Consider the following 25,199-nt stretch of genomic DNA (forward strand, 5'->3'; position numbering starts at 1 on the left):
ATAGCGGAGGCGTCCATGGGTTGTTTACCTAAATGGGTTGTTTACCTAATGAAGCGGTCGAGAAGAGCGTCAACGGCGGCTTGCGACGTGATCCGTGTCGGTGCCGTTTTGGCGACCACTCGTAGCCCCCAAAGGAAGCAGACGAGAATTCGGGCGGCACTGGAAGGCTCGACGCCATCGGCCAATTTGCCCGCCGCCTTCGCACGGGACAGGGCATCAGCCAGCTTGGCCTCCATGGCCTTGAAAAAGCTCCCGATGCGGCGATCAACTTCAGCGTCACGGCCGGCCAGTTCCATGGCCGTGGCCACCAGCAGGCATCCGCGCCGACCATTGGCACCGCTCGTTCGCTCAACGTAGCCGGCAAGGTAGGCCCGCAGGCCGTCGACCGGCTCTCTGCGGGGGTTGAGTTCGACGTTCATCCGCGTCACGGCATCGGCGACGTAGCGATCAAGCGCACGCAAGAACAGCGAGTGCTTGTCCCCGAAAGCGGCGTAGAGGCTGCCACGCGATAGCTTCGTCGCTCGAAGCAGGTCCGGTAGCGCCGTGGCATGATAGCCGCGCGACCAGAACACGCCCATCGCCTGTTCGACAGCGGCTTCCGTGTCGAAACTTCGGGGACGGCCACGGGGCAACTGCACTGGGCTTTGGCGGCGCATCTCCGATATATAGACCAAATGGTCTTGAATTCCAAGCGGTCGCTCGCGCCGATTGGCTGTCCGTCGATGTTTCTAGCCCGCTTCGCGGCGTCGGCTCTCGTTTCCACCGCGCTGGGCGAGCCGGCTGCGATGGAGCGCGAACAGCTCCAGCACCTTGTCGGCAGGCTTCGCGGCGCTGAACAGATAGCCTTGCATCTCGGAGCAGCCGAGCGCGCGAAGCAGCCGCTGCTGCTCCTCGGTCTCGACGCCCTCGGCCGTGGTGGTCATGCGGCGAGCGGCCGCGAGATTGACGACGGCCTGCACGATGCTGGCGGAGCCGTCGGGGCCGGCGATGTCGTTGACGAAGCAGCGGTCGATCTTGATCTTGTCGAACGGGAAGCGGTGCAGATAGCTCAGGGAGGAGTAGCCGGTGCCGAAATCGTCGAGCGCGATGCGCACGCCGATGGCGCGGAGTTGATGCAGGATCGCGAGCGCGGTGTCGTCGTCGCGGATCAGCACCGCCTCGGTGATCTCGAGCTCGAGCCGGCTCGCCGGCAAATTGGAGGCAGCGAGCGCCGCCATGATCTTCAGCGCCAGCGTGCCGCTCTTGAACTGCACCGGTGAGACGTTGACGGCGAGGCGGATGTCGTCGGGCCAGTTGGCGGCGTCCCGGCAGGCGGTCGCCAGCACCCATTCCCCGATCTCGTTGATCAGGCCGGTGTCCTCGGCGATCGGGATGAACTCGGCCGGCGAGACCATGCCGCGCTCGGGATGACGCCAGCGCACCAGCGCCTCGCAGCCAGTGATGCGGTCGTCCTTCAGACTGAGGCAGGGCTGGTAATAGACATCGAGGCCGCCATGGGCGATGGCGTGGCGCAGATCGATCTCGAGCTGCCGCCGCTCGTGGACCTTGGCGTCCATCTCCGGCTCGAAAAAGCGATAGGTGCGGCGTCCGGCGGCTTTGGCGGCGTACATCGCCATGTCCGCGTTCTTCAGGATCTGGTCGAGCGCCGTTCCGTGGTCGGGTGCCAGTGCGATGCCGATGCTGGCGTCGGTGGCAAGATGATGGCCCATGCAGTCAAATGGCGCGCGGATGGCCTCGAACAGCCGCGCGACGAGCTCGTTGACCTGATCCAGCGACGTCACCGCGCTCTGTACGATGGCGAATTCGTCGCCGCCAAGCCGCGCCACGAAGTCCGCCGGGCCTGCGCACCGGCGGAGGCTCTGCGCGACCGACTTCAGGAGTTCGTCGCCGACGAGATGCCCGAGCGCGTCGTTGACGCCCTTGAACTCGTCGATGTCGATATAGTGCACCGCGAGTTGTTCGCCCGCGGCGACGAGAACCAGTTCCTCGCGCAGATGCTCGTGGAACAGGGTGCGGTTGGGCAGGTCGGTCAGCGCGTCGTAATGAGCGAGATGGGTGATGCGCTCCTCGATGCGCCGGCGCTCCGTGATGTCCTCGTGTGTCGCCACCCAGCCGCCGTCCGTGAGCGGTTCGTTGACGATCTGGATCGAGCGACCGTCGGAGGTGTCGACCACCATCGAATTGCGCACATGGATGTCGCGCAGGACCCGTGCGATATACGGGTCCACATCGCCGGTGAAAGAGCCGGTGGCGCTGCGGTGCGCAATGATGTCGTGGAAGCTACAGCCGGGTCTCACGATTTCGGCAGACAGCCCGTACATCTCTATGTAGCGCTGATTGCAGATCACGAGCTGCTGCGAGGCGTCGAACAGCAGCAGGCCCTGGGTCATGTTGTTGACGGCGCGGTCAAGACGCTGCTTTTCCAGCGTCAGCCGTTCCCGCGAAAGGCGGTGCTGCTCCAGGAGCTTGCGCACGATCGCGATCAGCACGCCCGCGATGGCGAGCGCGGAAGAGGCGGCGACCGAGATCAGGATGCCGATCTGCTCGCGCCAGTCCATCAGTGCCGACGCGCGCGTCGTGGTAGCCATCATCAAGATCGGGAAGTGGGGCAGGGCATGCGAGGAGATTAGCCGGTCCTCGCCGTCGACCGGGCTCATGAAGCGGCCGGCGAACTGATCGAGCCCGAAGACCCTCTGGTGCTCGAACGGACCGTTCTTGAAATTTCGTCCCATCAATTCGCCGGAATGGGGATATCGGGCCAGCAGAGTGCCGTCCCGATGCAGCATCGAGATCGTCGCTCCTTCGCCGAGCACGACGGTCTCGAAGAATTTTTCGAAGCCTGCCGGCTCGATGCCGCGTCCGACCACACCCATGAATTCGCCGTTCGGTCCGACGATCTTGCGCACGATGAGGATGGTCCAGGCTCCGGAGATGCGACTGTGCAGTGGTTCGATCAGGACGTCGGGAGCATTGGGATCATATCGAAAGGTCCGGAAATAGGCGCGATCGGCGACGTTCAATTTCGGGACTGGCCATGCCGTCGACGAATTGATCAAATTGCCTTCGGCATCGATGATGTTGACGCCGCCCATGTAGGGCAGTGCCTCGATCTTCGAGCGCAGCATCCGGTGGATGTCCTGGCCGGAGAGGCGTTTGCGATAGTCCGCTGCACTGGTGATGCCGGTGGCGCGAACGTGGTCGACGAAATCCTGCTGGATGACGGCGAAATCCTGCAATTGCTGGTCGAAATGATGGGCGAGCATCAGCACGGTGTTTTCCAGCTCGCGGCCGGAATTGCGAAGCGCACGTTCGCGGAAATTCTGCGCCATCAGCGTCGCGCCGACAGCGATCGCCGCGATCAGCAACATGCCGCCCACCACCAGCCAGCGGATCGGTCCGCTGCGGACGAAGGCATGGTCAAAAAGGCGGCTGCCGAATCTCGTCATCATGATCGATCGTTGTCATGCACACGCCAGGGTCAATTCGCGGCCCCGGAAACATCCGTTGGTTTACGGGAACGGGGTGGAGGTGAAGTTAGGAAGCTGGGTTAATGCGCCGTGAATGGACACGCACAAATACGATCGATGCGCGAAGCCGGGAGGCGTGCAGAACATCAAGTTCGGATCGATCAGCTCTTCATTGCGTTGATCGTCCGCGTGCTGCGGCGCCCCAGGATCGCCACAACGATCAGCGCCGCGACGATGTTCGCGGCGGCGCTGATCAGGATCGGCAGCGCGTAGCTGTGGCTCGCATCATAGGCGAATCCGGCAGCGCTCGGGCCGACCAGCGTCCCGAAGGCAACGCTGGTGTAGAGAACGCCGATGATGCCGCTGACGTTGCGTCCGCCGAAATAGTCCATCACGACCGCTGGTAGCACCGCGACCCAGCCGCCGTAGAACCCGCCGTAGATGAAGGCGAAGGCGGCGAGGGCCCAGACATCAGCCGCAACGGCCCAGATCGCCATCGCGAACGCCATTCCGATCAGGACCATGATCAGCGAGCGGTCGCGGCCCATCCGGTCGGCGACCGCGCCGAGAAAGAAGCGGCCCGCGGTGCTGCCGGCCCCGATCACGCCGAGCAGCAGCACGGCAGAGGACGCCGCGACCCCATGGTCGCGCGCGTAAGGCACGAGATGAACGAATGGAACGAAGGCGCCGAACGAGCAGACCAGACACGATACATAAAGGGCGATAAACCGCGTCGACCGGACGGCCTCGCGCACCGAGGCGCCGCCGGCGTTGTTTGCGTCCGCCGAATCGCAAGGCGGATCGCCGTCGGGTCGGAGGCCGCGGTTCTTCGGATCGTTCTCGATGAGCAGCGACATCCCGCCGCCTAGCACCAGCGCGATCGCGCCCAGCACCAGATAAGCGCCGCGCCAGCCCGTCGATGAGATCAGCAATGAGGCGAGCGGCGGCATTGCCAGCGTACCGAGCCCGATGCCGCTCACCGCGAGCCCAGAGGCAAAGCCGCGGCGCTTCACGAACCAGCGTTGGACCGCGCCGATTGCTGGAACATAGGCGCAGCCGACGCCGAGGCCGACGCCGAGCCCGTAGGCGAGATAGACCTCCATGAGGGAACGTGCAGCGCTCGCGGCCGCTAGTCCAACCGCCATCAGGATCATGCCCGCGACGGCCAGTGGACGCGAACCGAGCCGGTCGGCGAGAGGGCCGCTGACGAGTCCGAGGGCGAAGTACAGAAAGCCCGCAATCGAGAACACCAGCGAGATTGAACCGCGGGAGGCGCCGAAATCGCGCTGGAGCGGCTCCAGAAATGCGCTGAATGTGTAGACAGAACCAAAGCCGACGAACATGACGGCAAATGCCCCCGCGACGACGAACCAGCCGTGGAAGATGCTTCGCCCAGCGGGCTTGAATGGAATGGTCAATGCTGCCTCCGCGAGGTGGGGGAAGGATGGCGACGATGCCAGGACGTGACACGCTGGAACGTTGCGCCAGCGCGAACCAGCGTGGCCTCGTCGAGATGGGCGGCAACAAGCTGGAACGCGATCGGCAGTCCGTCCGCCGATGCACCACCTGGTAGCGTGATCGTGGGATGACCGGTCATGTCGAACGCGCAGGTGTAGCGCTGCAGCTTCGCAATCAGATCCGGCTGCTCGCCGAGCGTCCGGATCATGGTCAGCGTCAACGGCGCGAAAGGGTGTACCGGGATCAGCAGCAGGTCGATGGTCTCGAACAGCGCAGTCACCTGGCCGCGCAGTGCCAGCCGCCGCAGCAGGATCTTCTGATAATCGAGACCGGAGAGCGCGCGACCAGCCTCGAGCAGCGAGGCGAGGATCGGACCATACTCGTTCTTGCGGGCAGGATAGGTTGCCTCGTGCGCGACCGCAGCTTCCACCGCGCAATTAGGGGTCCAGTCGGTGATCGCCTGTCTTACGTCGGGAAATCTGACGTTGACGGTGTGGGCGCCAAGCGCGCGGAAAGCATCGATGGCATCCGCCAACACGTGCTGTGTCGCAACGTCCACGTCCTCGCTGTTCCAGGCAGCGTCGACGCCGATCCGCAAGCCCCGCACGTCCTGTGCGGCCGCGGCAAGATAGTCCGGCACCGGATTGAGCAGCGACGTCGGGTCGTTCGGGTCGTGTCCGGCGATGACCCCAAGCAGCACGCCGGCATCGACAGCGCTGCGGCCGATTGGTCCGATATGGTCGAGCGTCGCGGCCAGCTCGAACGTGCCGTGGCGGCTGACGCGGCCCCAGCTCGGTTTCAGCCCGGTCAGGCCGTTGGCGGCGGAGGGCCAGCGGATCGAGCCGCCGGTGTCGGAGCCGAGCGAGCCGAAGCAAAGTCCGGCGGCCGTCGCAACCGCCGAGCCGCTGGATGAAATACCCGGCCAGTAATCCGGATTCCATGGATTTCGCGGTGGCGTCACCAACGGATGGTGATCGGAATAGGCGCCCTCGGTGAGCTGCAACTTGCCGAGCACCACGGCGCCTGCATCCCTGAGCCTGCGCGCGACGGTCGCATCTTCACCGGGACGAAAATCGCGATGAAGCGTAGTGCCGGTCGCCGTCGGAATGCCCTTGGTCCAAAACAGATCCTTCAGCGCAATCGGTACGCCATGCAGCGGGCCCCGATACTGGCCATTTGCGATTTCGGCATCCGCGGCTTTCGCCTCGTCGATAGCCGTTTCCGCCATCACGTGAACGTAGCTGCCGAGTTCACGGTCCAGGGCGTCGATACGGTCGAGTTGCGCGCGCGTCACATCCAGCGCGGAGATTTCGCGCGCCTTGAGGCGTGCAGCAAGCTCGGTGAGTTCGAGATAGTGCAGGGCTTCGGCCACGGCGTTCTCCATTTTTTGTCATCGCAATGACGCTCGGTCTCAACGAGTAATCGACACCGGTATAAATAAAATACAGGTGTCTATTGCTGTCAACCGGTAAATATGTTTTACTGGTGTTTTAATTCCTCTGGTGTCCTGATGTCGAAAGAGTCACGCAAATTCCAGGTTCCCGACGCGCTGGCGAACGTCTACGATTTCGCCAACACGCTCGATGTTCGCCACTTCACGCATTTCGGTGTGGAGCACCCGCAGAGCGACGAAATTGCCGGGATGAAGCAGATCGCGGACTGGATGCAGGAGCGCGGCCTCGGCGGCGGCGGACGCATCACGCCCGCGATGTTCGCTACCGCGCTGCGGCTGCGCGAAGCGCTACGCGCCTATCTGCAATGCGACCCAGCCGAGCGGCGCCGGAACAAGGAGGTTCTCGGCGCGCTCGGTGACGCGCTCGCGGCGTTTCCGTTGCGGGTGGAGGCGCGGGTTGGCTGCGGCGCAGTATTATCGGCGATGCGCGCGGATGCGCTCGCCGGCCTGTCGACTATCGCTATCGAGATGCACAACGCAACGCTTGTGGGAACGCTGGACCGGCTGAAGATGTGCGCCTCGGAGGAATGCCGCCGGGTGTTCTTCGACCGGTCGAAACCATCGACGCGGCGGTGGTGCATGTCGACGCTGTGCGGCAATCGGATGAAGACGCGGGCCTATCGCGAGCGGCAGCGCGAGGCGAAATAGATCAGCGGCAATCAGGCGCGGTAATGGCCGGACTTGCCGCCGAGCTTCTCGACCAGGTGGATGCCCTCGATGCGCACGCCGCGCTCGACCGCCTTGATCATGTCGTAGATGGTGAGGCAGGCGACCGACACGGCGGTGAGCGCCTCCATCTCGACGCCGGTCGGGCCCTTGACCTTCACGCTGGCGCGGACGAGGCAGCCCGGCAGATTTGCGTCGGGCTCGATGTCGATCGTCACCTTTGACAGCGCGAGCGGATGGCAGAGCGGGATCAGCTCCGAAGTGCGCTTGGCAGCCATGATGCCGGCGATGCGGGCGGTGCCGAGCACGTCGCCCTTCTTGGCGTTGCCGGAGACGATCAGGTCGAGCGTCGCCTTGGTCATGACGACGCGTCCTTCCGCGACCGCGAGCCGCTCGCTCGCGGGCTTGTCGGACACGTCAACCATCCGCGCCTCGCCGGAGGCGCCGATATGGGTGAGGGCGGGGCCGGTCTTCGTCGGATTGGCCTTTGCGGGCTTACGCGCCATCAGCGCGTGCCTGTGGCGCGCGCGGTCTCGCGTGCGAGCAGCGTGCGCGTCGCAGCGGTGACGTCGGCTTGCCGCATCAGGCTCTCGCCGACCAGGAAGGTCGAGATGCCGACGCGCTCGAGCCGGGCGAGATCGGCGGGCGTGAAGATGCCGCTCTCGCCGACCATCAGCCGGTCCCCGGGGATCAACGGCGCCAGCGTCTCGCTGGTCGCTAACGTGGTCTCGAAGGTACGCAGATTGCGGTTGTTGACGCCGATCATCGGCGAACGCAGTTTTAGCGCGCGGTCCAACTCGGCGCGGTCGTGAATCTCGATCAGCACGTCCATGCCGTAGGCGAGGGTGGCGTCCTCGAGGTCCTTTGCCGCGGCATCATCAAGCGCCGCCATGATGATCAGAACACAGTCGGCGCCGTGCGCGCGGGCCTCCGCCACCTGATAGGTGTCGAACATGAAATCCTTGCGCAGCACCGGCAGTGAAGTTGCCGCGCGCGCGGCCACCATGAAGTCGAGATGGCCCTGGAACGAGGGTGTGTCCGTCAGCACCGACAGGCAGGCGGCGCCGCCGGCCTCATAGGCCCTGGCGAGCAGCGGCGGATCGAAATCGGCGCGGATCAGGCCCTTTGACGGCGAGGCCTTCTTGACCTCCGCGATCAGCGCGTAGTCGCCGCTGGCGTGCTTGGCCTTGATTGCGCGCACGAAGCCGCGCGGTGCTGCTTGCGCCTTGGCTTGCGCCTCCACGGCCGACAGCGGCTGCGCGCGCTTGGCGGCCGCGATTTCCTCGCGCTTGTAGGTTTCGATCTTGGTCAGGATGTCCGACATGTCAGGCTCAGCCGTTCGAGACCGCGATCAAATGTTTCAGCCGCGCGCTCGCCGCGCCGCTGTCGAGCGATTTTGCGCCGATCGCGACGCCTTCCTTGAGGTCCCTGGCACGCCCGGCCACGACCAATGCGGCAGCGGCGTTGATCAGCGCGACGTCACGGTAGGGGCTCGGCTTGCCGTCGAGCACGCTTTGGAGCGCGATCGCATTGGCGTCGGCGTCGCCGCCTTTGAGTGCGCCGGCCTCGCAGCGCGGCAGGCCGGCGTCCTCCGGCGTCACCTCGAAATTCCGGATCTCGCCATTGTGGAGCGCGGAGACGAAGGTCGGGCCGGTGAGGGTGATTTCGTCGAGGCCATCGGAGCCGTGCACGACCCAGGCGGATTCGGAGCCGAGGTTCTTGAGCACTTGCGCCAGCGGCTGCACCCATTGCCTGGAGAACACGCCGACCATCTGCCGCTTCACGCCGGCCGGATTGGACAGGGGGCCGAGCAGATTGAAGATCGTGCGTGTCGCAAGCTCCACCCGGGTCGGGCCGACGTTCTTCATGGCAGGATGATGGGCGGGGGCGAACATGAAGCCGATGCCGCATTCGCGCACGCAGCGGCTGACCTGATCCGGCCTCAGATCGATCTTCACCCCGAGCGATGCCAGCACGTCGGCGGCGCCCGAGCGCGACGACAGCGCGCGGTTGCCGTGCTTGGCCACCGGCAGACCTGTGCCCGAAACGACGAAGGAGGCGCAGGTCGAGACATTGACCGAGCCGGAGCCGTCGCCGCCGGTGCCGACGATGTCGACGGCGTCCGCGGGCGCGTCGACCGTGAGCATCTTGGAACGCATCGCCGAGACCGCGCCGGTGATCTCGTCCACGGTCTCGCCGCGTACCCGCAGCGCCATCAGGAGGCCGCCCATTTGCGAGGGCGTAGCCTCGCCGGACATCATGGCGTCGAAGGCGGAAGCCGCTTCATCACGCGACAGGCTGGCGCCGGTCGCCACTTTTCCAATGATCGATTTCAGGTCGTCCATCGCGTGCTTTCAACTGCTCTACTGGTTCGCGCCCGTCACCTGCGCGAAGGCGGCCTGATTAATGGTGGTGCCGATGTCGGTTTCGAGCCTGTTGACGTAGGAAGCGATCTGCTCCTCGGTCTGCGCGCGGTCGAGGCTGTCCTTCAGCTTCTTGACCGCGTCGGAGGCGGCGTCGACCGTGGGATCGATGATGTCGGTGACGCGGAACACGATCACTTCGGTGCCGCCGGTCACCGGCGTCTGCCCGACGCCGTCCTTGGCGGCGCGGAAGGCGGCCGCCACGACGGCTGCGGGCACGCTGGCGGGCGAGTCATCGCGCTTGAAGCCGGTGGCGGTCTCGACCTTGGCGCCGATCGCGGCGGCCTCGTCGGCGAGCTTGCCGCCGGATTCGAGCTTCTGCACCATCTCGGTCGCCTTGGCCTTCAGCTTGGTCGCGATCTGGTCCTGCCGCCAGCGCGCCTCGACCTGGTCGCGAACCTCGTCGAGATTGCGGTCGCGCGAGGGCGTGATGGCAACCACGTCGTACCAGACATAGCCGCCCTTGAACGAGATCGAGTCATTGTCGACACCGACATCGGTGTTGAAGGCCTGCGACACCACGTCGAGGCCCTGCGGGATGTTGGAGACCGGCTGGCCGTTCGGGGTGCGGCCGGAACGGTCGACGGCGTCGATGGTCACGGCGGTGAGGCCGAGCTTCTGCGCCGCGTCGATCACGCTGGCACCTCCGCCGCGCTCGTCTTCCATCTTGTCGCGGAGATCGGCGACCTTGACGCGCGCACGTTCGGTGGCGATCTCGCGCTTGATGTCGGCGGCGACGCTCGCATAGTTCGCCTCATTGCCCGGCTCGATCTTGTCGACCTTGACGATCGACGTGCCGAGACGGCCCTGGATCGGCTGGCTGATTTCACCGGCGGGAAGCCCGAAGACGGCGTCTCCAACCGCGGGATCGAGCGTGGATTTGGTCACGAGCCCGAGATCGACGTCGGATGCGCTCAGTCCGCGCTCCTTGCCGAGGTCCTCGAACGACGTCCCGCTGGTGAGCCGCTCGCGTGCGGCCTGCGCCTCGGCGGCATTGGGGAATACGATCTGTTGGATCTGGCGCTTCTCAGGCGTGCCGAGCCGGTCCTTGCGCTGGTCGAACACTTTCTTGGCGTCCTCGTCCGACACCTCGCTCCACTTGCCGATCTCCTCCGGCGAGACCACGACGAACGCGATCTTGCGATATTCGGGCGCGCGGAACTGGACCTTGTGATCCTCGAAATAGGCGGCGAGCGCCTCGGGCGAGGGCGCGTCGATGGTGCCTGCCTGGGCTGCGTCGAGCCTGACGAATTCAATGGCGCGCTGCTCGTTCTGGAAGCGCGTCAGCACGTCGAGCATCGTCTTTGGCGGCTCGAGGCCGGCGCCGATCGTACCGGTGATCTGCCGGCGCAGTGAAACCTTGCGCTGCTCGGAGACGTAGCGCTGCTCGGTATAGCCGATATTGCGGATCACGGCCTGGAAGCGATTCGGATCGAAGCTGCCGCCGACGCCCTTGAAGTTCGGGTCGTTCATGATGACCTGGCGGATCTGGTCGTCGGACTGGCCGAGCCCGAGCCGACGCGCCTCTTCGTCGAGGGCGGCTTCCGCGATCGTCTGCTGGAGCACCTGACGGTCGAGGCCGAAGGCGCGCGCCTGCTCAGGCGACAGCGGACGGCCGAACTGGCGGCTGATCTGTTGCAGGCGGTCGGTATAGGTCTGGCGGAACTCGTTCAGCGAAATCTCGGTGCCGCCGACCTTGGCCACCGTGGATTGGCCGAAGCCCTTGAAGATGTCGGCGATGCCCCAAACGCCGAAACTGATGATCAACACGCCCATCACGATGGCCATAATGGTCTTGCCGAGCCAGTTTGATGAGGCCTTGCGCATTCCTCGAAGCATTTGGTCCAACTTGTTTGGCAGGAGGGGAACGGGAGCGCGTCTTAATGCAGATTCCGCAAAAGCGCGTCACCAAATTGATAGATCATCATAAAGTGGCGGCTTTCCCCCCGCAACCTCAGGTCCAGCATGCTTTCGATCCCTGCGGTTAAAAGCCCCTGGTCTCTGGAACTGCCACGGGACCTCTGCTAGCGCATGCGCAAACCTCATTTTGCTGGAAATTGACATGACCGACGCCATTCGACCGCTGATCGCCGGCAACTGGAAAATGAACGGGCTGAAGGGCTCGACTGCCGAATTCGACGCCATGCTTAATGTTGCGGCAGAGGTGGCCGGCAAGGCTGATCTGCTGGTTTGCCCGCCGGCGACCCTGATCGCAGCCTTTGCCGAGAAGGCGCGCGGCAAGAAGGTCGCAGTCGGGGCCCAGGATTGCCATCCCAAGGCCTCCGGCGCCCATACCGGCGATATCGCCGCCGAAATGCTGGTGGATGCGGGCGCGACCGCCATCATTGTCGGCCATTCCGAGCGCCGCGCCGACCACGGTGAGGGCGATGCCCTGATCCGGCAGAAGGCCGAGGCTGCCTGGCGCGCGGAGGTGACGGCGATCGTCTGCATCGGCGAGACGCAGGGCCAGCGCGATGCCGGCCAGACCCTGGACATCCTGCGCGGCCAACTCAACGGCTCGCTGCCGGATGGCTCCACCGTCGCCAATCTGGTCGTGGCCTATGAGCCGGTCTGGGCGATCGGCACCGGCCTGACCCCGACGGCCCAGGATGTCGAGCAGATTCATGGCTTTATTCGGGAATTCCTGACCTCCAGGTTTAGAGCCGACGGCGCTAAAATGCGCATCCTCTATGGCGGCTCGGTCAAGCCCTCGAATGCGGCCGAGCTGATGGCGGTGAAGAACGTCAATGGCGCGCTGGTCGGCGGGGCCAGCCTGAAGGCGGCCGATTTCCTTGCGATCGCCCAAGGCTGTCCCAATTAAAGGCTGTCCCAATTAAAGGCTGTTCCAACTAAAGGCTGCCCCTGGCTAATTCCAAACCTTAGGACCCGGCCGATCGGGGGTGGCAATGCCCCTTCCGATCGTGTAACACCGCGCAACTTCAGGAAAACCCGCGAAGCACGATCGGCCGCCTCTCGGCGCTGTCGGCTTGTGACGGAAGGACACTATGCAGACCGTTGTCATCGTCATTCACCTCATGATCGTCAGCGTCATGATCGGCGCCGTGCTGCTCCAGAAGTCGGAAGGCGGCGGCCTCGGCATGGGAGGTGGCGCAGGCTTCATGTCGAGCCGCGGCACCGCGAACCTCCTGTCGCGGACCACCGCGATCTTGGCCGCGGGCTTCTTCCTGACCAGCTTGTTCCTGTCCTGGCACGCGGGCTACGACCGTGCGCCTTCGTCGATCATCGGTACACCGGCGTCGCAGAGCCAGCCGGCCGGCGGCGGGCCGATCGCGCCGCCGACCTCGGGCGGTATCCTGGATTCGCTGAAGAAGGCGGATGAGCAGCAGCAGGCTCCGGCACCGAGCGGCCCGCAGGTACCGCGTTCGCAATAAAGCAGGGGGGCCATGCAGGGCGGCTTCTACCGTCCTGCATCAACAATCCCCATCAAGGCTCTGTCACCACTCTTAGTTTTTGGCTCACCCACAGGCCCGCAGAATCTTTGGGGCGGAATACGAATCGCTTTGGCGAATCGAATTCGAGGGATTAGAGGTTAAGCCCCATGGCGCGGTACATATTCATCACCGGCGGCGTGGTTTCTTCGCTCGGCAAAGGTCTGGCTTCAGCGGCACTCGGTGCCCTGTTGCAAGCCCGAGGCTACAAGGTCCGCCTCCGCAAGCTCGACCCCTATCTCAACCTCGATCCCGGAACGATGTCGCCGTATCAGCACGGCGAAGTGTTCGTGACCGATGACGGCGCGGAAACCGATCTCGATCTCGGTCACTATGAGCGCTTCACCGGACGGCCTGCGACCAAGGCCGACAACATCACGACCGGGCGCATCTACCAGGACATCATCACCAAGGAGCGCCGCGGCGATTATCTCGGCGCGACCATCCAGGTGGTTCCGCACGTCACCAACGCCATCAAGGACTTCGTCCTCCACGGCAACGACGATTACGACTTTGTGCTGGTCGAGATCGGCGGCACCGTCGGCGACATCGAGGGCCTGCCGTTCTTCGAGGCGATCCGCCAGCTCAAGAACGAACTGCCGCGCGATCACGCCATCTACATCCATCTGACGCTGCTGCCTTACATTCCGAGCGCCGGTGAGTTGAAGACGAAGCCGACGCAGCACTCGGTCAAGGAGTTGCGCTCGATCGGCATCCAGCCGGACATCCTGCTCTGCCGTACCGACCGCGAGATCCCGAAGGAGGAGCGGCGCAAGCTCGGGCTGTTCTGTAACGTGCGCGAGAGCGCCGTCATCGAGGCGCGCGACGCCGACAGCATCTACGCCGTCCCTCAGGCCTATCATGCCGCAGGCCTCGACGACGAAGTGCTCGCCGCCTTCGGCATCGGCTCGCGGATTCCGCCGGAGCTGCGGAGCTGGCAGCAGATCAACGAGCGCATCCGCAATCCCGAAGGCGACGTCACCATCGCCATCGTCGGCAAATATACCGGCATGAAGGATGCGTATAAGTCGCTGATCGAGGCGCTCTCGCATGGCGGCATCGCCAACAAGGTGAAGGTCAATCTCGACTGGATCGAGAGCGAGATCTTCGAGAAGGAAGATCCGGCCCCCTTCCTCGAGCACGTCAACGGCATCCTGGTGCCCGGCGGCTTCGGCCAGCGCGGCGCCGAAGGCAAGATCCGCGCGGCGCAGTTCGCGCGCGAGCGCCGCGTGCCCTATTTCGGCATCTGCTTCGGCATGCAGATGGCGGTGATCGAGGCCGCACGAAACCTTGTCGGCATCGAGGACGCCAACTCCACCGAGTTCGGCCCGACCAAGGAGCCGCTCGTCGGCCTGATGACGGAATGGCTGCGCGGCAACGAGCTCGAGAAGCGCTCCAACGCCGGCGATCTCGGCGGCACGATGCGGCTCGGGGCCTATCCGGCCGCGCTCAACCGCGGCAGCCGGGTCTCGCAGGTCTATGACGGCGCGACCGAGATTTCCGAGCGCCACCGCCACCGCTACGAGGTCAACACCGCCTACAAGGACCGCCTCGAGCAGCACGGGCTGAAATTCTCCGGCCTGTCGCCCGATGGCATCTTGCCGGAGATTGTCGAATACGAGGATCACCCCTGGTTCATCGGCGTCCAGTTCCACCCCGAGCTGAAGTCGCGGCCGTTCGAGCCGCATCCTCTCTTCGCCTCCTTCATCCAGGCGGCGATGGTGCAGTCGCGTCTCGTCTAGCAACTGTCACGCGGAACGATTGACCCGTTCTCGCTCGGAATGCCAACCGCTAGCCTGGGTCCAGCGGAGCAGGGTGCTCACACTCCAACCCTGACGTTCGGCGGGTCGATCTGAAGATCCAACTTATCCAAGCCAAAGGTGTCGCGAAGCCCGGTCTGGCCAGCAGTTGTCAATTGCACAGCCCGTGTATCATTCACTCGAACCAGCCAATTCAGCTCCATACAGCATCGTTGGATCTCGGCTCCGACATGGCCGGCGATGTGATATCGGCGCTCGCTCCAGTCGAGGCACGGCTTGCAAAAGATGCGCTTGTTTTGGCGCTTTCGACTCAGGTCGACGCCAAATTCTGTCAGTATCTTTGCGCCGGCATCGGTGACATCTCCACCATCTTCACCCAGAACGATGCAGCCGCTGGCCACCAAAGAGTCCGCAATCGCAACGCCCAATCGACCCGCCAAATGATCGTAGCAGGTCCGACCGAACCGCAACGCAGAGTCACGCGCGGATCGAGGTTGATATCGCTGAGGAACCTCGAGAGCAGCCACCAACTTGATGCTCTCAAGCATGCTGGCGACCAGTGGTGAGGAAATACGGTAGTACCGGTAGCTGCGCTTCCTGGTTACCGAGATAAGCCGGGCGTCGACCATCTTGGACAAGTGCTCGCTGGCCGTCGGTCGCGAGATTCGCGCGAGAAATGCCAGCTCACTTCCGGTCAAGGATTGTCCACCCATGAGGGCTGACAACATGGTCGCGCGCGCCGTATCGCCAACGAGCGCTGCAACCTCGACCATATTCGCCGCTGCAACCATAGCCTCCTCTACCATCGTCCGCATCGGATCAACAAGCGACGTGAGTTCGGCATGCACCAAACTCACGACCGGAGACAATGAGCGCGTCGGATGCGACAGCATGGGAAGTGTTGAGTCCACTTGATCGATATGTCTTGCAGGAGGCGGCCGTGAAACGCGAATCCATCAGAGTTGAACCCATTTCCACGTATTTGGAGCGACGGCGGAAGGGACCGATCTGTCCCATCATTGTCGCCGGTGAGACGGTTTATGTCTCAGGCCTCCCGCCATTTGATCCGGTCACCGGTGAGGTCAAGCGATTGCCGTTCGTGCAGCAAACCGAGATCGTGCTCGACCAAATGAAACTTTGCCTGGAGGTTGCCGGCTCGTCGTTGCAGGAGGTCGTGAAATGCAATGTCTACTGCACGCCTGATAGCTCAAATTTCGATGCGTTCAATGACGTCTACCAACGCTATTTCCCCGTTTCGCCACCTGCGCGCATATTTCTAACGGTGCCCTCCTGGCCGGGTGAATTTGATGTGGAGGTCGATTGTGTTGCGATTAAATGCGACCTGGAAGATCGGTCGGCGTCCGCAAGGGATATGAACGAACTAAAGCATCTCAATGCGGGCTATATGCGCTCGGTTGCCTTGAAGGATGTCGATTGGTTCCGCCAACATCTGAGCGATGACTTCCTCAACAGCAACCCTGACGGATCAGTGGTTGATCGTGCCGGGTTCATTGAACAAATCGCGAAGCCGGCAACCATATCGAATTTGGGATACGAGGACGAGCGGATCCGGATCATGGGTGATATGGCGATTATCCATGCACGGACGACCTATACCAGAGCCGATGGGTCGGCCAGCCTCGGACGATATACCGACAGTTGGGCGCGTCGCGGGGGCGTCTGGGTTTGTGTTGCCGCTCACGTCACCCGGGGATGAGCATAGGCCCGGATTTGGCGGCAACCCGAGTTCGTGGTTGTCGTGCTGCCGAAGATCGCCGAATATGAGGATCACCCAGGTTCATCGGCGTGGACTTGCGCAACGCGGCGTCGACCTTCGACTGCCAGAGTCCGGACCTTGCAGTCAATCGCTCGCAGGGGAGGCATGTGTGCCCTGCTACAAGACAGTCTCAGACGCAGCCGCTATAGATCACGGGAAATGTCAGGGAGGATAACAAATGATCTACGAAATGCGCATCTATCGCTGCGTGCCCGGCCGCCTGCCGGCACTGCTCAAGCGGTTCGAGACCGTCACGCTGAAGCTGTGGGAAAAGCACGGCATCAAGCAGGCCGGGTTCTTCACGACGCTGATCGGTGAATCCAACCAGGAACTGACCTATTTTCTGGCCTGGGACTCGCTTGCCGAGCGCGAGAAGAAGTGGGCCGGCTTCATGACCGATCCGGACTGGATGAAAGCGCGCGCCGAGAGCGAGGCGGACGGCCAGATCGTCGGCAACATCATCAGCCAGATCATGGCGCCGACCGCCTTCTCGGCGGTGAAGTAGCGGCCGCCCGCGAGGGCATCGTGGGGAGCCCGGGCGCAACCCTGATATTCTGGGAGCTCGGGCCGAATGGGGTTGATCCGCCCTTCATCGCGGCTATGGTCGCGCCGAAACGAGGGATTTGCCTTGAGCTCTTCGACGTCAGCGGCGCCGGTCGTCACCATTGGCACGGTCCAATTCGGCAATGATCTGCCGATCTCGATCATTGCCGGGCCGTGCCAGCTCGAAAGCCGCCAGCATGCGCTGGAGGTGGCCTCCGCGCTGAAGGAGATCGCTGCGCGGCTGAAGATCGGCCTCGTCTACAAGACCTCGTTCGACAAGGCCAATCGCACCAGCGCGTCGGCTGCGCGGGGTCTTGGGCTGACGCACTCGCTGCCGATCTTTGCCGAAATCCGATCGTCGCTCGGCCTGCCGGTCCTGACCGACGTGCATGACGCGGCGCAGTGCGCCGAAGTGGCGCAGGCGGTGGACGTGTTGCAGATTCCCGCCTTCCTGTGCCGGCAGACCGATCTGCTGCTGGCGGCCGCCGCGACCGGCAAGGTCGTCAACGTCAAGAAGGGCCAGTTCCTCGCGCCTTGGGACATGGCCAATGTCGTGTCCAAGATCACGAGCGCGAACAATCCGAACGTGCTCGTCACCGAACGCGGTGCGTCCTTCGGCTACAACACGCTGGTCTCCGATATGCGCGCGTTGCCGATTCTTGCGCGTACCACCGGCGCGCCCGTGATCTTCGATGCGACTCATTCGGTGCAGCAGCCGGGCGGGAAGGGGACGTCCTCCGGAGGCGAGCGCGAATTCGTGCCGGTGCTCGCACGCGCGGCTGTCGCTGTCGGTGTTGCCGGCGTCTTCATCGAGACCCATCCCGACCCTGATAGCGCGCCGTCCGACGGACCTAACATGGTGCCGCTGCGCGAGTTCGAAGGGTTGATCCGCAAGCTGATGGCGTTCGACGCGCTCGCCAAGGAATCTGTCAGAACCGGCCCGCACTGATGCAGCAAGGCGAGGCGCGGCCGCACGATCACGGCCTGCCGGCCGCGCTCTACGTCATCTCCGGTGCAAGCTTCGCCGCAGCGCTCTCCGCGCGTGCGCTCGACCCGGTGCTGCCGCACGTCGCCGAGGATTTTGGCGTCAGCATCGCGACCGCAGCCGGATTTGCCGCGGTGTTCGCCTTCACTTTCTCGATCATCCAGCCGATTGTCGGCGCCGCCGCCGATCTGTTCGGCAAGACGCGGCTGATGATCGGCTGCCTCGCGCTGCTCGGCCTTGCCAACATCCTGGGCGCGCTCTCGAGCTCGTTCTCGGTTCTTTTCGCGACCCGTATCCTCGCCGGCATCGGCTCCGGCGGCGTGTTTCCGGTCGCGCTCAGCCTGACCAGCGATCTCGTCGGTCCGGAGAAACGCCAGGTCGCGATCAGCCGCACGCTCGCCGGCGCGATGACCGGCAATCTCCTCGGCGCCTCGGCCTCCGGCCTGATCGGCGACTTCCTCGGCTGGCGCGGCGTGCTGGCGGTGCTCGGCGTGCTCGTGATCGTTGCATCGATCGCGGTCTCCGCCGGTTTTCGCGGCGCCAAGGTCAAGCATCCGCCGAAGACCAGCCTGTCGGCGCTGAAGGCCGGCTATCGCACCATCTTCACCAATCCGAACGCCTATGTCTGCTATTCGGCGGTGTTCATCGAAGGCTGCTGCGTGCTCGGCCTGTTTCCCTACCTCGCTTCGTTCCTGTTCGAACTCGGCCAGACCTCGCTCTCGATCGCGGGCGTTGTCATCGCGGGATTTGCGGTCGGCGGCTTGTTCTACACACTGACGGTGTCGCGTCTGCTGCCATGGCTGGGCATGAAGGGAATGATGATCGCGGGCATGACGCTGGTGGCCTCGCAGCTCGTTGTCCTTGCCTTCGGCCCACGCTGGGAAGTGCAGGCGTTCAATCTCATCGTCATGGGCTGGGGCTTCTACATCGCCCATGGTTGCCTCCAGATGTTCGCCAGCGAGCTCTCGGTCGAGGCACGTGCCACCGCGCTGTCGCTGCATTCGTTCTTCTTCTTCATGGGCCAGACGGTCGGGCCGCTCGCCTATGGCCTTGGCCTCCAGCATGGCGGCAAGATGCCGACCCTGTTCGCGAGCGCCGTGATCATGGTGGTGCTGGGCTTCGTCTGCGCCCGACTGCTCAAGCAGCGCGCGCCATCCGACGCGCCGACCTGACGGAAGTATCGGATGTCCGACTTTCGTAGTTCCGCCACATCAAGCTCCAGCTCGAGCATGCGAGCCGTTCACCAAGCAGGCGGCCGCAAGGTCAAGGATTCCGACACCACCGTTGCGCGCCTCGACGCACAATGCCGGCTTTGCGCTTGCCAAGTTCCCGCAATGTGAAAGAATGAAGTTGGGACGACCAGCGCCCAATGCAATTTCAGGGAGAGGCGCGTGAGTGAATTGCTACATCCCGCGGCCCCCCATCACCTGCCTTCCTTCATCACCGCGCCTGGAGAAACCGACGTCCTGATGGTCGTCGTCGGCATTGTCCTGATCGGCGCCGTTCTCGCGGTCGGGAATCTCTATTTGCACCTGCATACGATGCCGGAGCGGATGGCTCACAAGTCGCAGAAATTCCAGTTTGAAATCGTGGCCGTGCTGGGGCTGCTGGCGTTGTTCACGCATAACCACCTGTTCTGGGTGATCGGCCTGTTCCTCGCCATGATCGATCTGCCGGACTTCAGCACGCCGCTACGCAAGATTGCCGGGTCGGTCGAGAAGATGGCCGGCGTCGCGCCCGGGCAGGATCCGACCGAGCCGCCAGGTGAAACCGTTGCCGCGCAGCCTTCCGCAGGAAGCAATGCCAAGGCCGAGAGCGCCAAGAGCGAAGTGGCCAGCCATGCTTGAGCTGCTTCTCTGTTCCCTCCTGACGATATTTCCGGACTATCTCTATCGTCGTTATCGGCAGGGAAAGCGCATCGGGCACGAAATTACGCTCTATTCGGTCTGGTTCGAGCTGCGATTTGGCATCATCGCGTGCCTGATGCTTACGGTCTCGCTCATCACGATGATCTTCTATTTTCATCCATCGACCTCGTCGGCGACGTTGTTCTATCGAACTGTCCCGATCATGACCGAAGTCAACGGCCGGGTTGCCGAGGTTCATGTCGACGTCAGTGCGGACGTCAAGCAAGGCGAGGTGATTTTCAGGCTGGACAGCGCCAAGCAGGACGCGTCGCTCCTGACGGCCAAGCGCAAGATCGCCGAAATCGACGCCGCCATGCTGGCCGCGCAGGCCGATGTCATGAAGGCGGAAGGCCAGCTTCAGGAGGCAAAGGGTTCGCTGCAGCAGGCTCAGGACGAACTCGATACCAAGACTGAATTGCAGAAGCGCAACCCTGGAATCGTTCCGCAGCGCGACATCGAAAAGCTCGGTGTAGCCGTTGCGGGTCGCCAGGGCACTCTAGACGCGGCGACCGCTTCCAAGCAATCCGCGACGACGCGGCTGAGCGCTCTGCTACCGGCGGAGAAGGCAAGCGCCGAGGCTGCATTGGCCGAAGCGCAGGTCGATCTGGACAAAACCTTCATTCGGGCCGGCGTCGACGGGCGGGTAGAGCAATTTGGACTGAAGCCAGGTGACATCGTTACGCCAAATATGCGCACGGCCGGCGTCCTGATCCCGCAGGGTGCAGGACGCCGTGCTCTCATGGCAGGGTTTGGGCAGATCGAGGCTCAGGTCTTGAAGATCGGAATGGTGGCAGAGGCCACCTGCATTTCCAAGCCGTGGACGATCATCCCGATGGTGATTACCGGTGTGCAGGACTACATCGCGGCCGGCCAGTTCAGGGGCGGTGAACAACTGGTCGAGGCGCAGCAGGTCGTGCGGCCCGGCACCATTCTCGTTTTCATGGAGCCGATCTACAAGGGCGGGCTGGAGGGCGTGACGCCCGGCAGCAGTTGTGTCGCCAACGCCTACACCAGCAATCACGAACTGATCTCGTCGGGGAAGCTCGGTTCGTTCAAGAGCTTCGGATTGCATGTCGTCGATGCGACCGGGCTTGTGCACGCAATGCTGTTGCGGATTCAGGCCCTGCTGTTGCCGATCCAGACGCTGGTGCTGAGCGGGCATTGACCCGCCCGCAACGGCCAAAGATTAGCCCCGCCCGCGATAGGGTGCGACGCCCTGCTCGGGCAGCCACAGGCCCTTCGGCGCGCGGCCGGTCTGCCAGAACACGTCGATCGGGATGCCGCCGCGCGGATACCAGTAGCCGCCGATGCGCAAGAACTTCGGCTTGATCTCGCTCGCGATGCGCTTGCCGATCATCACGCTGCAGTCCTCGTGGAAGGCGCCGTGGTTGCGGAAGCTCGCGATGTAGAGCTTGAGCGACTTCGACTCCAGCAGCCATTGGCCGGGGGCGTAGTCGATCATCAGATGTGCGAAATCCGGTTGTCCCGTGACCGGGCAGAGCGAGGTGAATTCCGGCACGGTGAAGCGCACCAGATAGTCCGTGCCCTTTTGCGGATTGGGCACACGGTCGAGCTGAGCTTCTTCCGGCGTGTGCGGCCATTCGACCGCACGGCCGAGCTGAAGAGATTTTTTCGCCATCGTCGTCACATCCTGTTTCGGATGCCGGGATGGACGCAAACGCCGCGGCCGTCAACCGGCGGCGATCGTCTGGATCATGACGATCCGGTCGTTGCCGGACTCGCAGCCCCAGACCTCGCCAGGCCTGCCGTCGAGCTGGCGCACATTGGCATTGGCCTTGTCGCTGGCGAATAGGTTGAACTTTTCGGTGGCGGGATCGAAGCGGACGATGGCGTTGGCGGAGAAATCGGTCAGCCACACCTTGTCCTTGTCGTCGACATAGACCGCATAGGTGCGGGGACGTTCGCCCGGCAGCTTCCAGGTCTTCCAGGAGGCTCCCGCGGGATCGTGCACCGAGACGTGGCCGCTGTTCCACTCGCTGACCCAGATCCGGCTTTTCGAATCCGACCAGACGCGCCGCGAGCCCTGGCTCGGCGTCGGCGGCTCGACGACAGCGGCATTGCCGGTCGCAAGATCTATCTTCGCGATGTAGTTGCCGGCGAGCGAGGCGTACCAGACGTCGCCCTTGGGCGTGACGGTGATGCCGTAGGGGCCCATGCCCTTCGGCGCCTTGAACACCGTCATCTCGCCGGATTTTGGCGCGAGCCGGCCGTAATAGCCGGACTGTCCGGTGAACCAGTAGATGCCGGCCTTGTCGAACACGCCGGTGTTGAGGTTGGCGGAGGCGAACTTTTCGGGCAGGCGGAACAGCGTGACCTTGAGGTCGGAAGGGTCGACGCGGGCGATCGCATTCTGGCCGCCTTCGGTGATCCAGGGCGCGCCGTCGGGGCCGATGGTCACGCCGTGCGGGGCCGCGCCCTGGCCGAGGCTGACGGTCTTATAGCTGCCATCGTTCGGATCGAGCCTGCCGAGCAGGCCCTTTCCCTGGGCCGTAAACCAGACCGTGCCATCAGGGGCTGGAGCGAGGTCGTGCAGACCGATGCCGGAGCTGACGGGGAAGTATTTTGTCCGGAACGGGCCTTCCTGCGCAAAACTTGGGCGGGCCGCGAATAGGGCGGCGCTCGAGGCAAGAAACTGGCGGCGATTCATGGCGTTACCCCGACTGTTTCAGATTGAGGGTTTGCGCGCGGACCAGGTGCCGTCAAGCTTAGTCCCGGACGCTTCACGCGTCAGTCGAAGCACGCCGTCCAAGCGTTCACATTTGCTTGCGCTCCGTGTAAGACCCGCGGCACCGATCAGCCCTAACGAACGGAAGTGCACATCATGACCGCCATCATCGACATCATCGGCCGCGAAATTCTCGATAGCCGGGGCAATCCCACCGTCGAGGTCGACGTCGTGCTGGAAGATGGCGCGCTTGGCCGTGCTGCCGTGCCGTCCGGCGCCTCCACCGGCGCCCATGAGGCGGTGGAACTGCGCGACGGCGACAAGGCCCGCTATCTCGGCAAGGGCGTCACCAAGGCGGTCGGCGCCGTCAACGGTGAGATCTTCGAAGCCCTGAGCGGTCTCGATGTCGAGCAGCAGGCCCAGCTCGACCAGATCATGATCGACCTCGATGGCACGCCGAACAAGAGCCGATTGGGCGCCAACGCCATCCTCGGCGTCTCGCTCGCCTGCGCCAAGGCGGCCGCGAACTCGCTCGACATGCCGCTCTACCGTTACGTCGGCGGCACCTCGGCGCGCCTCTTGCCGGTGCCGATGATGAACATCATCAATGGCGGCATGCACGCCGACAACCCGATCGACTTCCAGGAGTTCATGATCCTCCCCGTGGGCGCGTCGTCGTTCGCCGAAGGCCTGCGCTACGGCGCCGAGGTCTTCCATACGCTGAAGTCGGAGCTCAAGAAGGCCGGCCACAACACCAATGTCGGCGACGAGGGCGGCTTTGCCCCGAACCTGCCGTCGGCGGACGCCGCGCTCGAATTCGTCATGAATGCGATCGACAAGGCCGGCTACACGGCAGGGACCGACATCGTCATCGGCCTCGACTGCGCCTCGACCGAGTTCTTCAAGGACGGCAAATACGTCTATGAAGGCGAGGGCAAGACCCGTTCGATCTCCGAACAGGCCAAGTACCTTGCCGACCTCGTCTCGCGCTATCCGATCGTGACCATCGAGGACGGCATGTCGGAAGACGACATGGACGGCTGGAAGGAACTCACCGACCTCGTCGGCAAGAAGTGCCAGCTCGTCGGCGACGATCTCTTCGTCACCAACGTCAAGCGCCTCGCCGAAGGCATCAAGGCGGGACGTGCCAACTCGATCCTGATCAAGGTCAACCAGATCGGCACGCTGACCGAGACGCTCGCCGCCGTCGAGATGGCGCACAAGGCCGGCTACACCTCGGTGATGTCGCACCGTTCCGGCGAGACCGAGGATTCCACCATCGCCGATCTCGCGGTCGCCACCAATTGCGGTCAGATCAAGACCGGCTCCCTTGCGCGTTCAGATCGCACCGCCAAATACAACCAGCTCCTGCGCATCGAGCAGCAGCTCGGCAAGCAGGCGCTCTATGGCGGCAAGGCGGCATTGAAGGCGCTGGCATAAGCCAGCGTCTCGACAAAACAGGGGAGGATCGACATGAGCGACGGCAACACCGGCCTGCAACTGCGTTCGCTGATCAAGAAGAGCGGTGAACTCGAGATCTCGCTTCTGGACGTGCCAACCCCCGAACCCGGCCCGGACGAAGTCGTCGTCCGCGTCGAGGCGGCGCCGATCAATCCGTCCGACCTCGGGCTCCTGATCGGGGCAGCCGATATGAGCACGGCGAAGGCTTCTGGCGGCAAGGATGCCCCCGTCATCACCGCGAAGGTGCCGGAAGGCGCGATGCGGGCGATGGCAGGCCGGCTCGACGAGTCCATGCCGGTCGGTAACGAAGGCGCGGGCGTCGTGATCAGGACCGGCTCGTCGGATGCAGCGAAGGCGCTGATGGGCAAGACCGTCGCCATGATCGGCGGCGCGATGTACACTCAGTATCGTACGTTGAAAGTGCGCGAGTGCCTGCCGCTGCCCTCAGGCACCACGCCGGCGGAAGGCGCCTCCTGCTTCGTCAATCCGCTCACGGCGCTCGGCATGACCGAGACTATGCGGCGTGAGGGTCACAAGGCGCTGGTGCATACCGCGGCCGCCTCCAATCTCGGCCAGATGCTGAACAAGATCTGCATCAAGGACGGCATCCCGCTGGTCAACATCGTTCGCAGCAAGGAGCAGGCCGACATCCTGCACAAGATCGGCGCCAAATACGTCGTCGATTCCACCGCGCCGAGCTTCCTCGGCGATCTCACCAATGCGCTGGTCGAGACCGGCGCCACCATTGCCTTCGACGCCATCGGCGGCGGCAAGCTCGCCGGTGACATCCTCAACTGCATGGAAGTCGCGATCAACAAGACCGCGAAGGAATACAGCCGTTACGGCTCCAACGTGCACAAGCAGGTCTATGTCTACGGCGGGCTCGATATCCGCCCGATCGAACTGCCGCGCGGCTTCGGCATGGCCTGGGGCGTCGGCGGCTGGCTGCTGTTTCCGTTCCTGATGAAGATCGGGCAGGCGGACGGGGCCAAGCTGCGCCAGCGCGTGGTCGACGAACTGAAGACCACGTTTGCCAGCCACTACACCAAGGTGGTGTCGCTTCAGGAGGCGCTCGATCCCGCCAATATCGCGGTCTATGCCAAACGCGCCACCGGCGAAAAATTCCTCATCAACCCAAATAAATAATCGCGACGTGCGACGGCA

General features: G+C 63.8%; 23 protein-coding genes. 12 read left to right on the plus strand and 11 right to left on the minus strand.

Annotated features, from left to right (window positions below; all coding sequences use genetic code 11):
- Window positions 1-41 precede the first annotated feature (41 nt).
- The 4 genes from IVB27_RS30425 to IVB27_RS30440 form a co-directional block, all read right to left on the minus strand.
- On the minus strand, window positions 42-578 hold the full coding sequence (locus tag IVB27_RS30425; protein ID WP_247446567.1) for a TetR/AcrR family transcriptional regulator: 537 nt from the start codon (window positions 576-578) through the stop codon (window positions 42-44).
- 150 nt (window positions 579-728) lie between these two features.
- Window positions 729-3,449 (minus strand): bifunctional diguanylate cyclase/phosphodiesterase, encoded by a 2,721-nt coding sequence (locus tag IVB27_RS30430; RefSeq protein WP_247446568.1) that lies wholly within the window; start codon window positions 3,447-3,449, stop codon window positions 729-731.
- A 179-nt stretch (window positions 3,450-3,628) separates the two neighbouring features.
- Window positions 3,629-4,885 (minus strand): MFS transporter, encoded by a 1,257-nt coding sequence (locus IVB27_RS30435; protein WP_247446569.1) that lies wholly within the window; start codon window positions 4,883-4,885, stop codon window positions 3,629-3,631.
- Window positions 4,882-6,297 carry an amidase gene (locus IVB27_RS30440; protein ID WP_247446570.1) on the minus strand — a complete coding sequence of 472 codons (1,416 nt, stop codon included), beginning with the start codon at window positions 6,295-6,297 and terminating at the stop codon, window positions 4,882-4,884. Before IVB27_RS30440 ends, IVB27_RS30435 begins: the two co-directional genes overlap by 4 nt.
- 138 nt (window positions 6,298-6,435) lie before the next feature.
- On the opposite strand from IVB27_RS30440, the gene IVB27_RS30445 reads away from it, so the two are divergent.
- On the plus strand, window positions 6,436-7,026 hold the full coding sequence (locus IVB27_RS30445; RefSeq protein WP_247446571.1) for a CGNR zinc finger domain-containing protein: 591 nt from the start codon (window positions 6,436-6,438) through the stop codon (window positions 7,024-7,026).
- A gap of 11 nt (window positions 7,027-7,037) precedes the next feature.
- Here IVB27_RS30445 and moaC read toward each other — a convergent pair whose 3' ends face one another.
- Genes moaC through IVB27_RS30465 form a run of 4 tightly spaced genes read right to left on the minus strand, consistent with a single transcriptional unit; the run spans window position 7,038 to window position 11,306 of the window.
- On the minus strand, window positions 7,038-7,550 hold the full coding sequence (gene moaC / locus IVB27_RS30450) for a cyclic pyranopterin monophosphate synthase MoaC (protein WP_247446572.1): 513 nt from the start codon (window positions 7,548-7,550) through the stop codon (window positions 7,038-7,040).
- Window positions 7,550-8,368 carry an indole-3-glycerol phosphate synthase TrpC gene (gene trpC / locus IVB27_RS30455; protein WP_247446573.1) on the minus strand — a complete coding sequence of 273 codons (819 nt, stop codon included), beginning with the start codon at window positions 8,366-8,368 and terminating at the stop codon, window positions 7,550-7,552. The genes moaC and trpC overlap by 1 nt, the downstream gene beginning before the upstream one ends.
- Window positions 8,369-8,375: 7 nt before the next feature.
- Window positions 8,376-9,389: an anthranilate phosphoribosyltransferase gene (gene trpD / locus IVB27_RS30460; protein WP_247349214.1), complete on the minus strand. Its 1,014-nt coding sequence runs from the start codon at window positions 9,387-9,389 to the stop codon at window positions 8,376-8,378.
- An 18-nt stretch (window positions 9,390-9,407) separates the two neighbouring features.
- Window positions 9,408-11,306: a peptidylprolyl isomerase gene (locus IVB27_RS30465; protein WP_247446574.1), complete on the minus strand. Its 1,899-nt coding sequence runs from the start codon at window positions 11,304-11,306 to the stop codon at window positions 9,408-9,410.
- Window positions 11,307-11,529: 223 nt separating this feature from the next.
- Here IVB27_RS30465 and tpiA point away from each other — a divergent pair, with 223 nt between their 5' ends.
- From tpiA to pyrG, 3 genes are all read left to right on the plus strand, one after another.
- Complete coding sequence (gene tpiA, locus IVB27_RS30470) at window positions 11,530-12,288, plus strand: triose-phosphate isomerase (protein ID WP_247446575.1); 759 nt, start codon at window positions 11,530-11,532, stop codon at window positions 12,286-12,288.
- Window positions 12,289-12,472: 184 nt separating this feature from the next.
- Window positions 12,473-12,859, plus strand: coding sequence for a preprotein translocase subunit SecG (secG, locus tag IVB27_RS30475; protein ID WP_247349211.1), 387 nt, complete (start codon window positions 12,473-12,475; stop codon window positions 12,857-12,859).
- A 167-nt stretch (window positions 12,860-13,026) separates the two neighbouring features.
- On the plus strand, window positions 13,027-14,658 hold the full coding sequence (gene pyrG / locus IVB27_RS30480; RefSeq protein ID WP_247349210.1) for a CTP synthase: 1,632 nt from the start codon (window positions 13,027-13,029) through the stop codon (window positions 14,656-14,658).
- 77 nt (window positions 14,659-14,735) lie between these two features.
- Here the strand turns inward: pyrG and IVB27_RS30485 are convergent, their stop codons facing one another.
- Window positions 14,736-15,569, minus strand: a complete 834-nt coding sequence (locus IVB27_RS30485; protein ID WP_247446577.1) for an ArsR/SmtB family transcription factor — start codon at window positions 15,567-15,569, stop codon at window positions 14,736-14,738.
- Between the two features lie 47 nt (window positions 15,570-15,616).
- Here IVB27_RS30485 and IVB27_RS43415 point away from each other — a divergent pair, with 47 nt between their 5' ends.
- From IVB27_RS43415 to IVB27_RS30520, 6 genes are all read left to right on the plus strand, one after another.
- The gene (locus IVB27_RS43415) at window positions 15,617-16,393 is read left to right on the plus strand and encodes a Rid family hydrolase (RefSeq protein ID WP_345946942.1); all 777 of its coding nucleotides are present in this window, start codon (window positions 15,617-15,619) and stop codon (window positions 16,391-16,393) included.
- 238 nt (window positions 16,394-16,631) lie between these two features.
- Window positions 16,632-16,958 carry an NIPSNAP family protein gene (locus IVB27_RS30500; RefSeq protein ID WP_247349208.1) on the plus strand — a complete coding sequence of 109 codons (327 nt, stop codon included), beginning with the start codon at window positions 16,632-16,634 and terminating at the stop codon, window positions 16,956-16,958.
- 123 nt (window positions 16,959-17,081) lie between these two features.
- Window positions 17,082-17,945 (plus strand): 3-deoxy-8-phosphooctulonate synthase, encoded by an 864-nt coding sequence (gene kdsA / locus IVB27_RS30505; RefSeq protein WP_247446578.1) that lies wholly within the window; start codon window positions 17,082-17,084, stop codon window positions 17,943-17,945.
- Window positions 17,945-19,153: an MFS transporter gene (locus tag IVB27_RS30510; RefSeq protein ID WP_247446579.1), complete on the plus strand. Its 1,209-nt coding sequence runs from the start codon at window positions 17,945-17,947 to the stop codon at window positions 19,151-19,153. The genes kdsA and IVB27_RS30510 overlap by 1 nt, the downstream gene beginning before the upstream one ends.
- A gap of 219 nt (window positions 19,154-19,372) precedes the next feature.
- Window positions 19,373-19,828 (plus strand): hypothetical protein, encoded by a 456-nt coding sequence (locus IVB27_RS30515; RefSeq protein WP_247446580.1) that lies wholly within the window; start codon window positions 19,373-19,375, stop codon window positions 19,826-19,828.
- On the plus strand, window positions 19,821-21,053 hold the full coding sequence (locus tag IVB27_RS30520; RefSeq protein WP_247446581.1) for an HlyD family secretion protein: 1,233 nt from the start codon (window positions 19,821-19,823) through the stop codon (window positions 21,051-21,053). The genes IVB27_RS30515 and IVB27_RS30520 overlap by 8 nt, the downstream gene beginning before the upstream one ends.
- A gap of 21 nt (window positions 21,054-21,074) precedes the next feature.
- Here IVB27_RS30520 and queF read toward each other — a convergent pair whose 3' ends face one another.
- A complete protein-coding gene (queF, locus tag IVB27_RS30525; protein ID WP_247446582.1) occupies window positions 21,075-21,527 on the minus strand; it encodes a preQ(1) synthase in 453 nt (150 codons plus the stop codon).
- Between the two features lie 51 nt (window positions 21,528-21,578).
- Window positions 21,579-22,556, minus strand: a complete 978-nt coding sequence (locus tag IVB27_RS30530; RefSeq protein ID WP_247446583.1) for a Vgb family protein — start codon at window positions 22,554-22,556, stop codon at window positions 21,579-21,581.
- Window positions 22,557-22,730: 174 nt separating this feature from the next.
- Here IVB27_RS30530 and eno point away from each other — a divergent pair, with 174 nt between their 5' ends.
- Both eno and IVB27_RS30540 read left to right on the plus strand, forming a co-directional pair.
- Window positions 22,731-24,014 (plus strand): phosphopyruvate hydratase, encoded by a 1,284-nt coding sequence (eno, locus tag IVB27_RS30535; RefSeq protein ID WP_247446584.1) that lies wholly within the window; start codon window positions 22,731-22,733, stop codon window positions 24,012-24,014.
- A gap of 33 nt (window positions 24,015-24,047) precedes the next feature.
- Window positions 24,048-25,181, plus strand: a complete 1,134-nt coding sequence (locus tag IVB27_RS30540) for a zinc-binding dehydrogenase (RefSeq protein WP_247446585.1) — start codon at window positions 24,048-24,050, stop codon at window positions 25,179-25,181.
- Window positions 25,182-25,199: the final 18 nt, after the last annotated feature.

Source organism: Bradyrhizobium sp. 197 (assembly GCF_023073375.1).
Taxonomy (GTDB): domain Bacteria; phylum Pseudomonadota; class Alphaproteobacteria; order Rhizobiales; family Xanthobacteraceae; genus Bradyrhizobium.

What these genes read in the sequence shown, in the direction of transcription:
- trpC (WP_247446573.1), bottom strand. Translation starts at nt 8,368, where the DNA reads ATGTCGGACATCCTGACCAAGATCGAAACCTACAAGCGCGAGGAAATC.
- IVB27_RS30430 (WP_247446568.1), bottom strand. Translation starts at nt 3,449, where the DNA reads ATGATGACGAGATTCGGCAGCCGCCTTTTTGACCATGCCTTCGTCCGC.
- IVB27_RS30445 (WP_247446571.1), top strand. Translation starts at nt 6,436, where the DNA reads ATGTCGAAAGAGTCACGCAAATTCCAGGTTCCCGACGCGCTGGCGAAC.
- queF (WP_247446582.1), bottom strand. Translation starts at nt 21,527, where the DNA reads ATGGCGAAAAAATCTCTTCAGCTCGGCCGTGCGGTCGAATGGCCGCAC.
- IVB27_RS30510 (WP_247446579.1), top strand. Translation starts at nt 17,945, where the DNA reads ATGCAGCAAGGCGAGGCGCGGCCGCACGATCACGGCCTGCCGGCCGCG.
- eno (WP_247446584.1), top strand. Translation starts at nt 22,731, where the DNA reads ATGACCGCCATCATCGACATCATCGGCCGCGAAATTCTCGATAGCCGG.
- IVB27_RS30520 (WP_247446581.1), top strand. Translation starts at nt 19,821, where the DNA reads ATGCTTGAGCTGCTTCTCTGTTCCCTCCTGACGATATTTCCGGACTAT.
- IVB27_RS30540 (WP_247446585.1), top strand. Translation starts at nt 24,048, where the DNA reads ATGAGCGACGGCAACACCGGCCTGCAACTGCGTTCGCTGATCAAGAAG.
- trpD (WP_247349214.1), bottom strand. Translation starts at nt 9,389, where the DNA reads ATGGACGACCTGAAATCGATCATTGGAAAAGTGGCGACCGGCGCCAGC.
- IVB27_RS30500 (WP_247349208.1), top strand. Translation starts at nt 16,632, where the DNA reads ATGATCTACGAAATGCGCATCTATCGCTGCGTGCCCGGCCGCCTGCCG.
- tpiA (WP_247446575.1), top strand. Translation starts at nt 11,530, where the DNA reads ATGACCGACGCCATTCGACCGCTGATCGCCGGCAACTGGAAAATGAAC.
- secG (WP_247349211.1), top strand. Translation starts at nt 12,473, where the DNA reads ATGCAGACCGTTGTCATCGTCATTCACCTCATGATCGTCAGCGTCATG.
- moaC (WP_247446572.1), bottom strand. Translation starts at nt 7,550, where the DNA reads ATGGCGCGTAAGCCCGCAAAGGCCAATCCGACGAAGACCGGCCCCGCC.
- IVB27_RS30465 (WP_247446574.1), bottom strand. Translation starts at nt 11,306, where the DNA reads ATGCTTCGAGGAATGCGCAAGGCCTCATCAAACTGGCTCGGCAAGACC.
- IVB27_RS30425 (WP_247446567.1), bottom strand. Translation starts at nt 578, where the DNA reads ATGGGCGTGTTCTGGTCGCGCGGCTATCATGCCACGGCGCTACCGGAC.
- pyrG (WP_247349210.1), top strand. Translation starts at nt 13,027, where the DNA reads ATGGCGCGGTACATATTCATCACCGGCGGCGTGGTTTCTTCGCTCGGC.
- IVB27_RS30485 (WP_247446577.1), bottom strand. Translation starts at nt 15,569, where the DNA reads ATGCTGTCGCATCCGACGCGCTCATTGTCTCCGGTCGTGAGTTTGGTG.
- IVB27_RS30530 (WP_247446583.1), bottom strand. Translation starts at nt 22,556, where the DNA reads ATGAATCGCCGCCAGTTTCTTGCCTCGAGCGCCGCCCTATTCGCGGCC.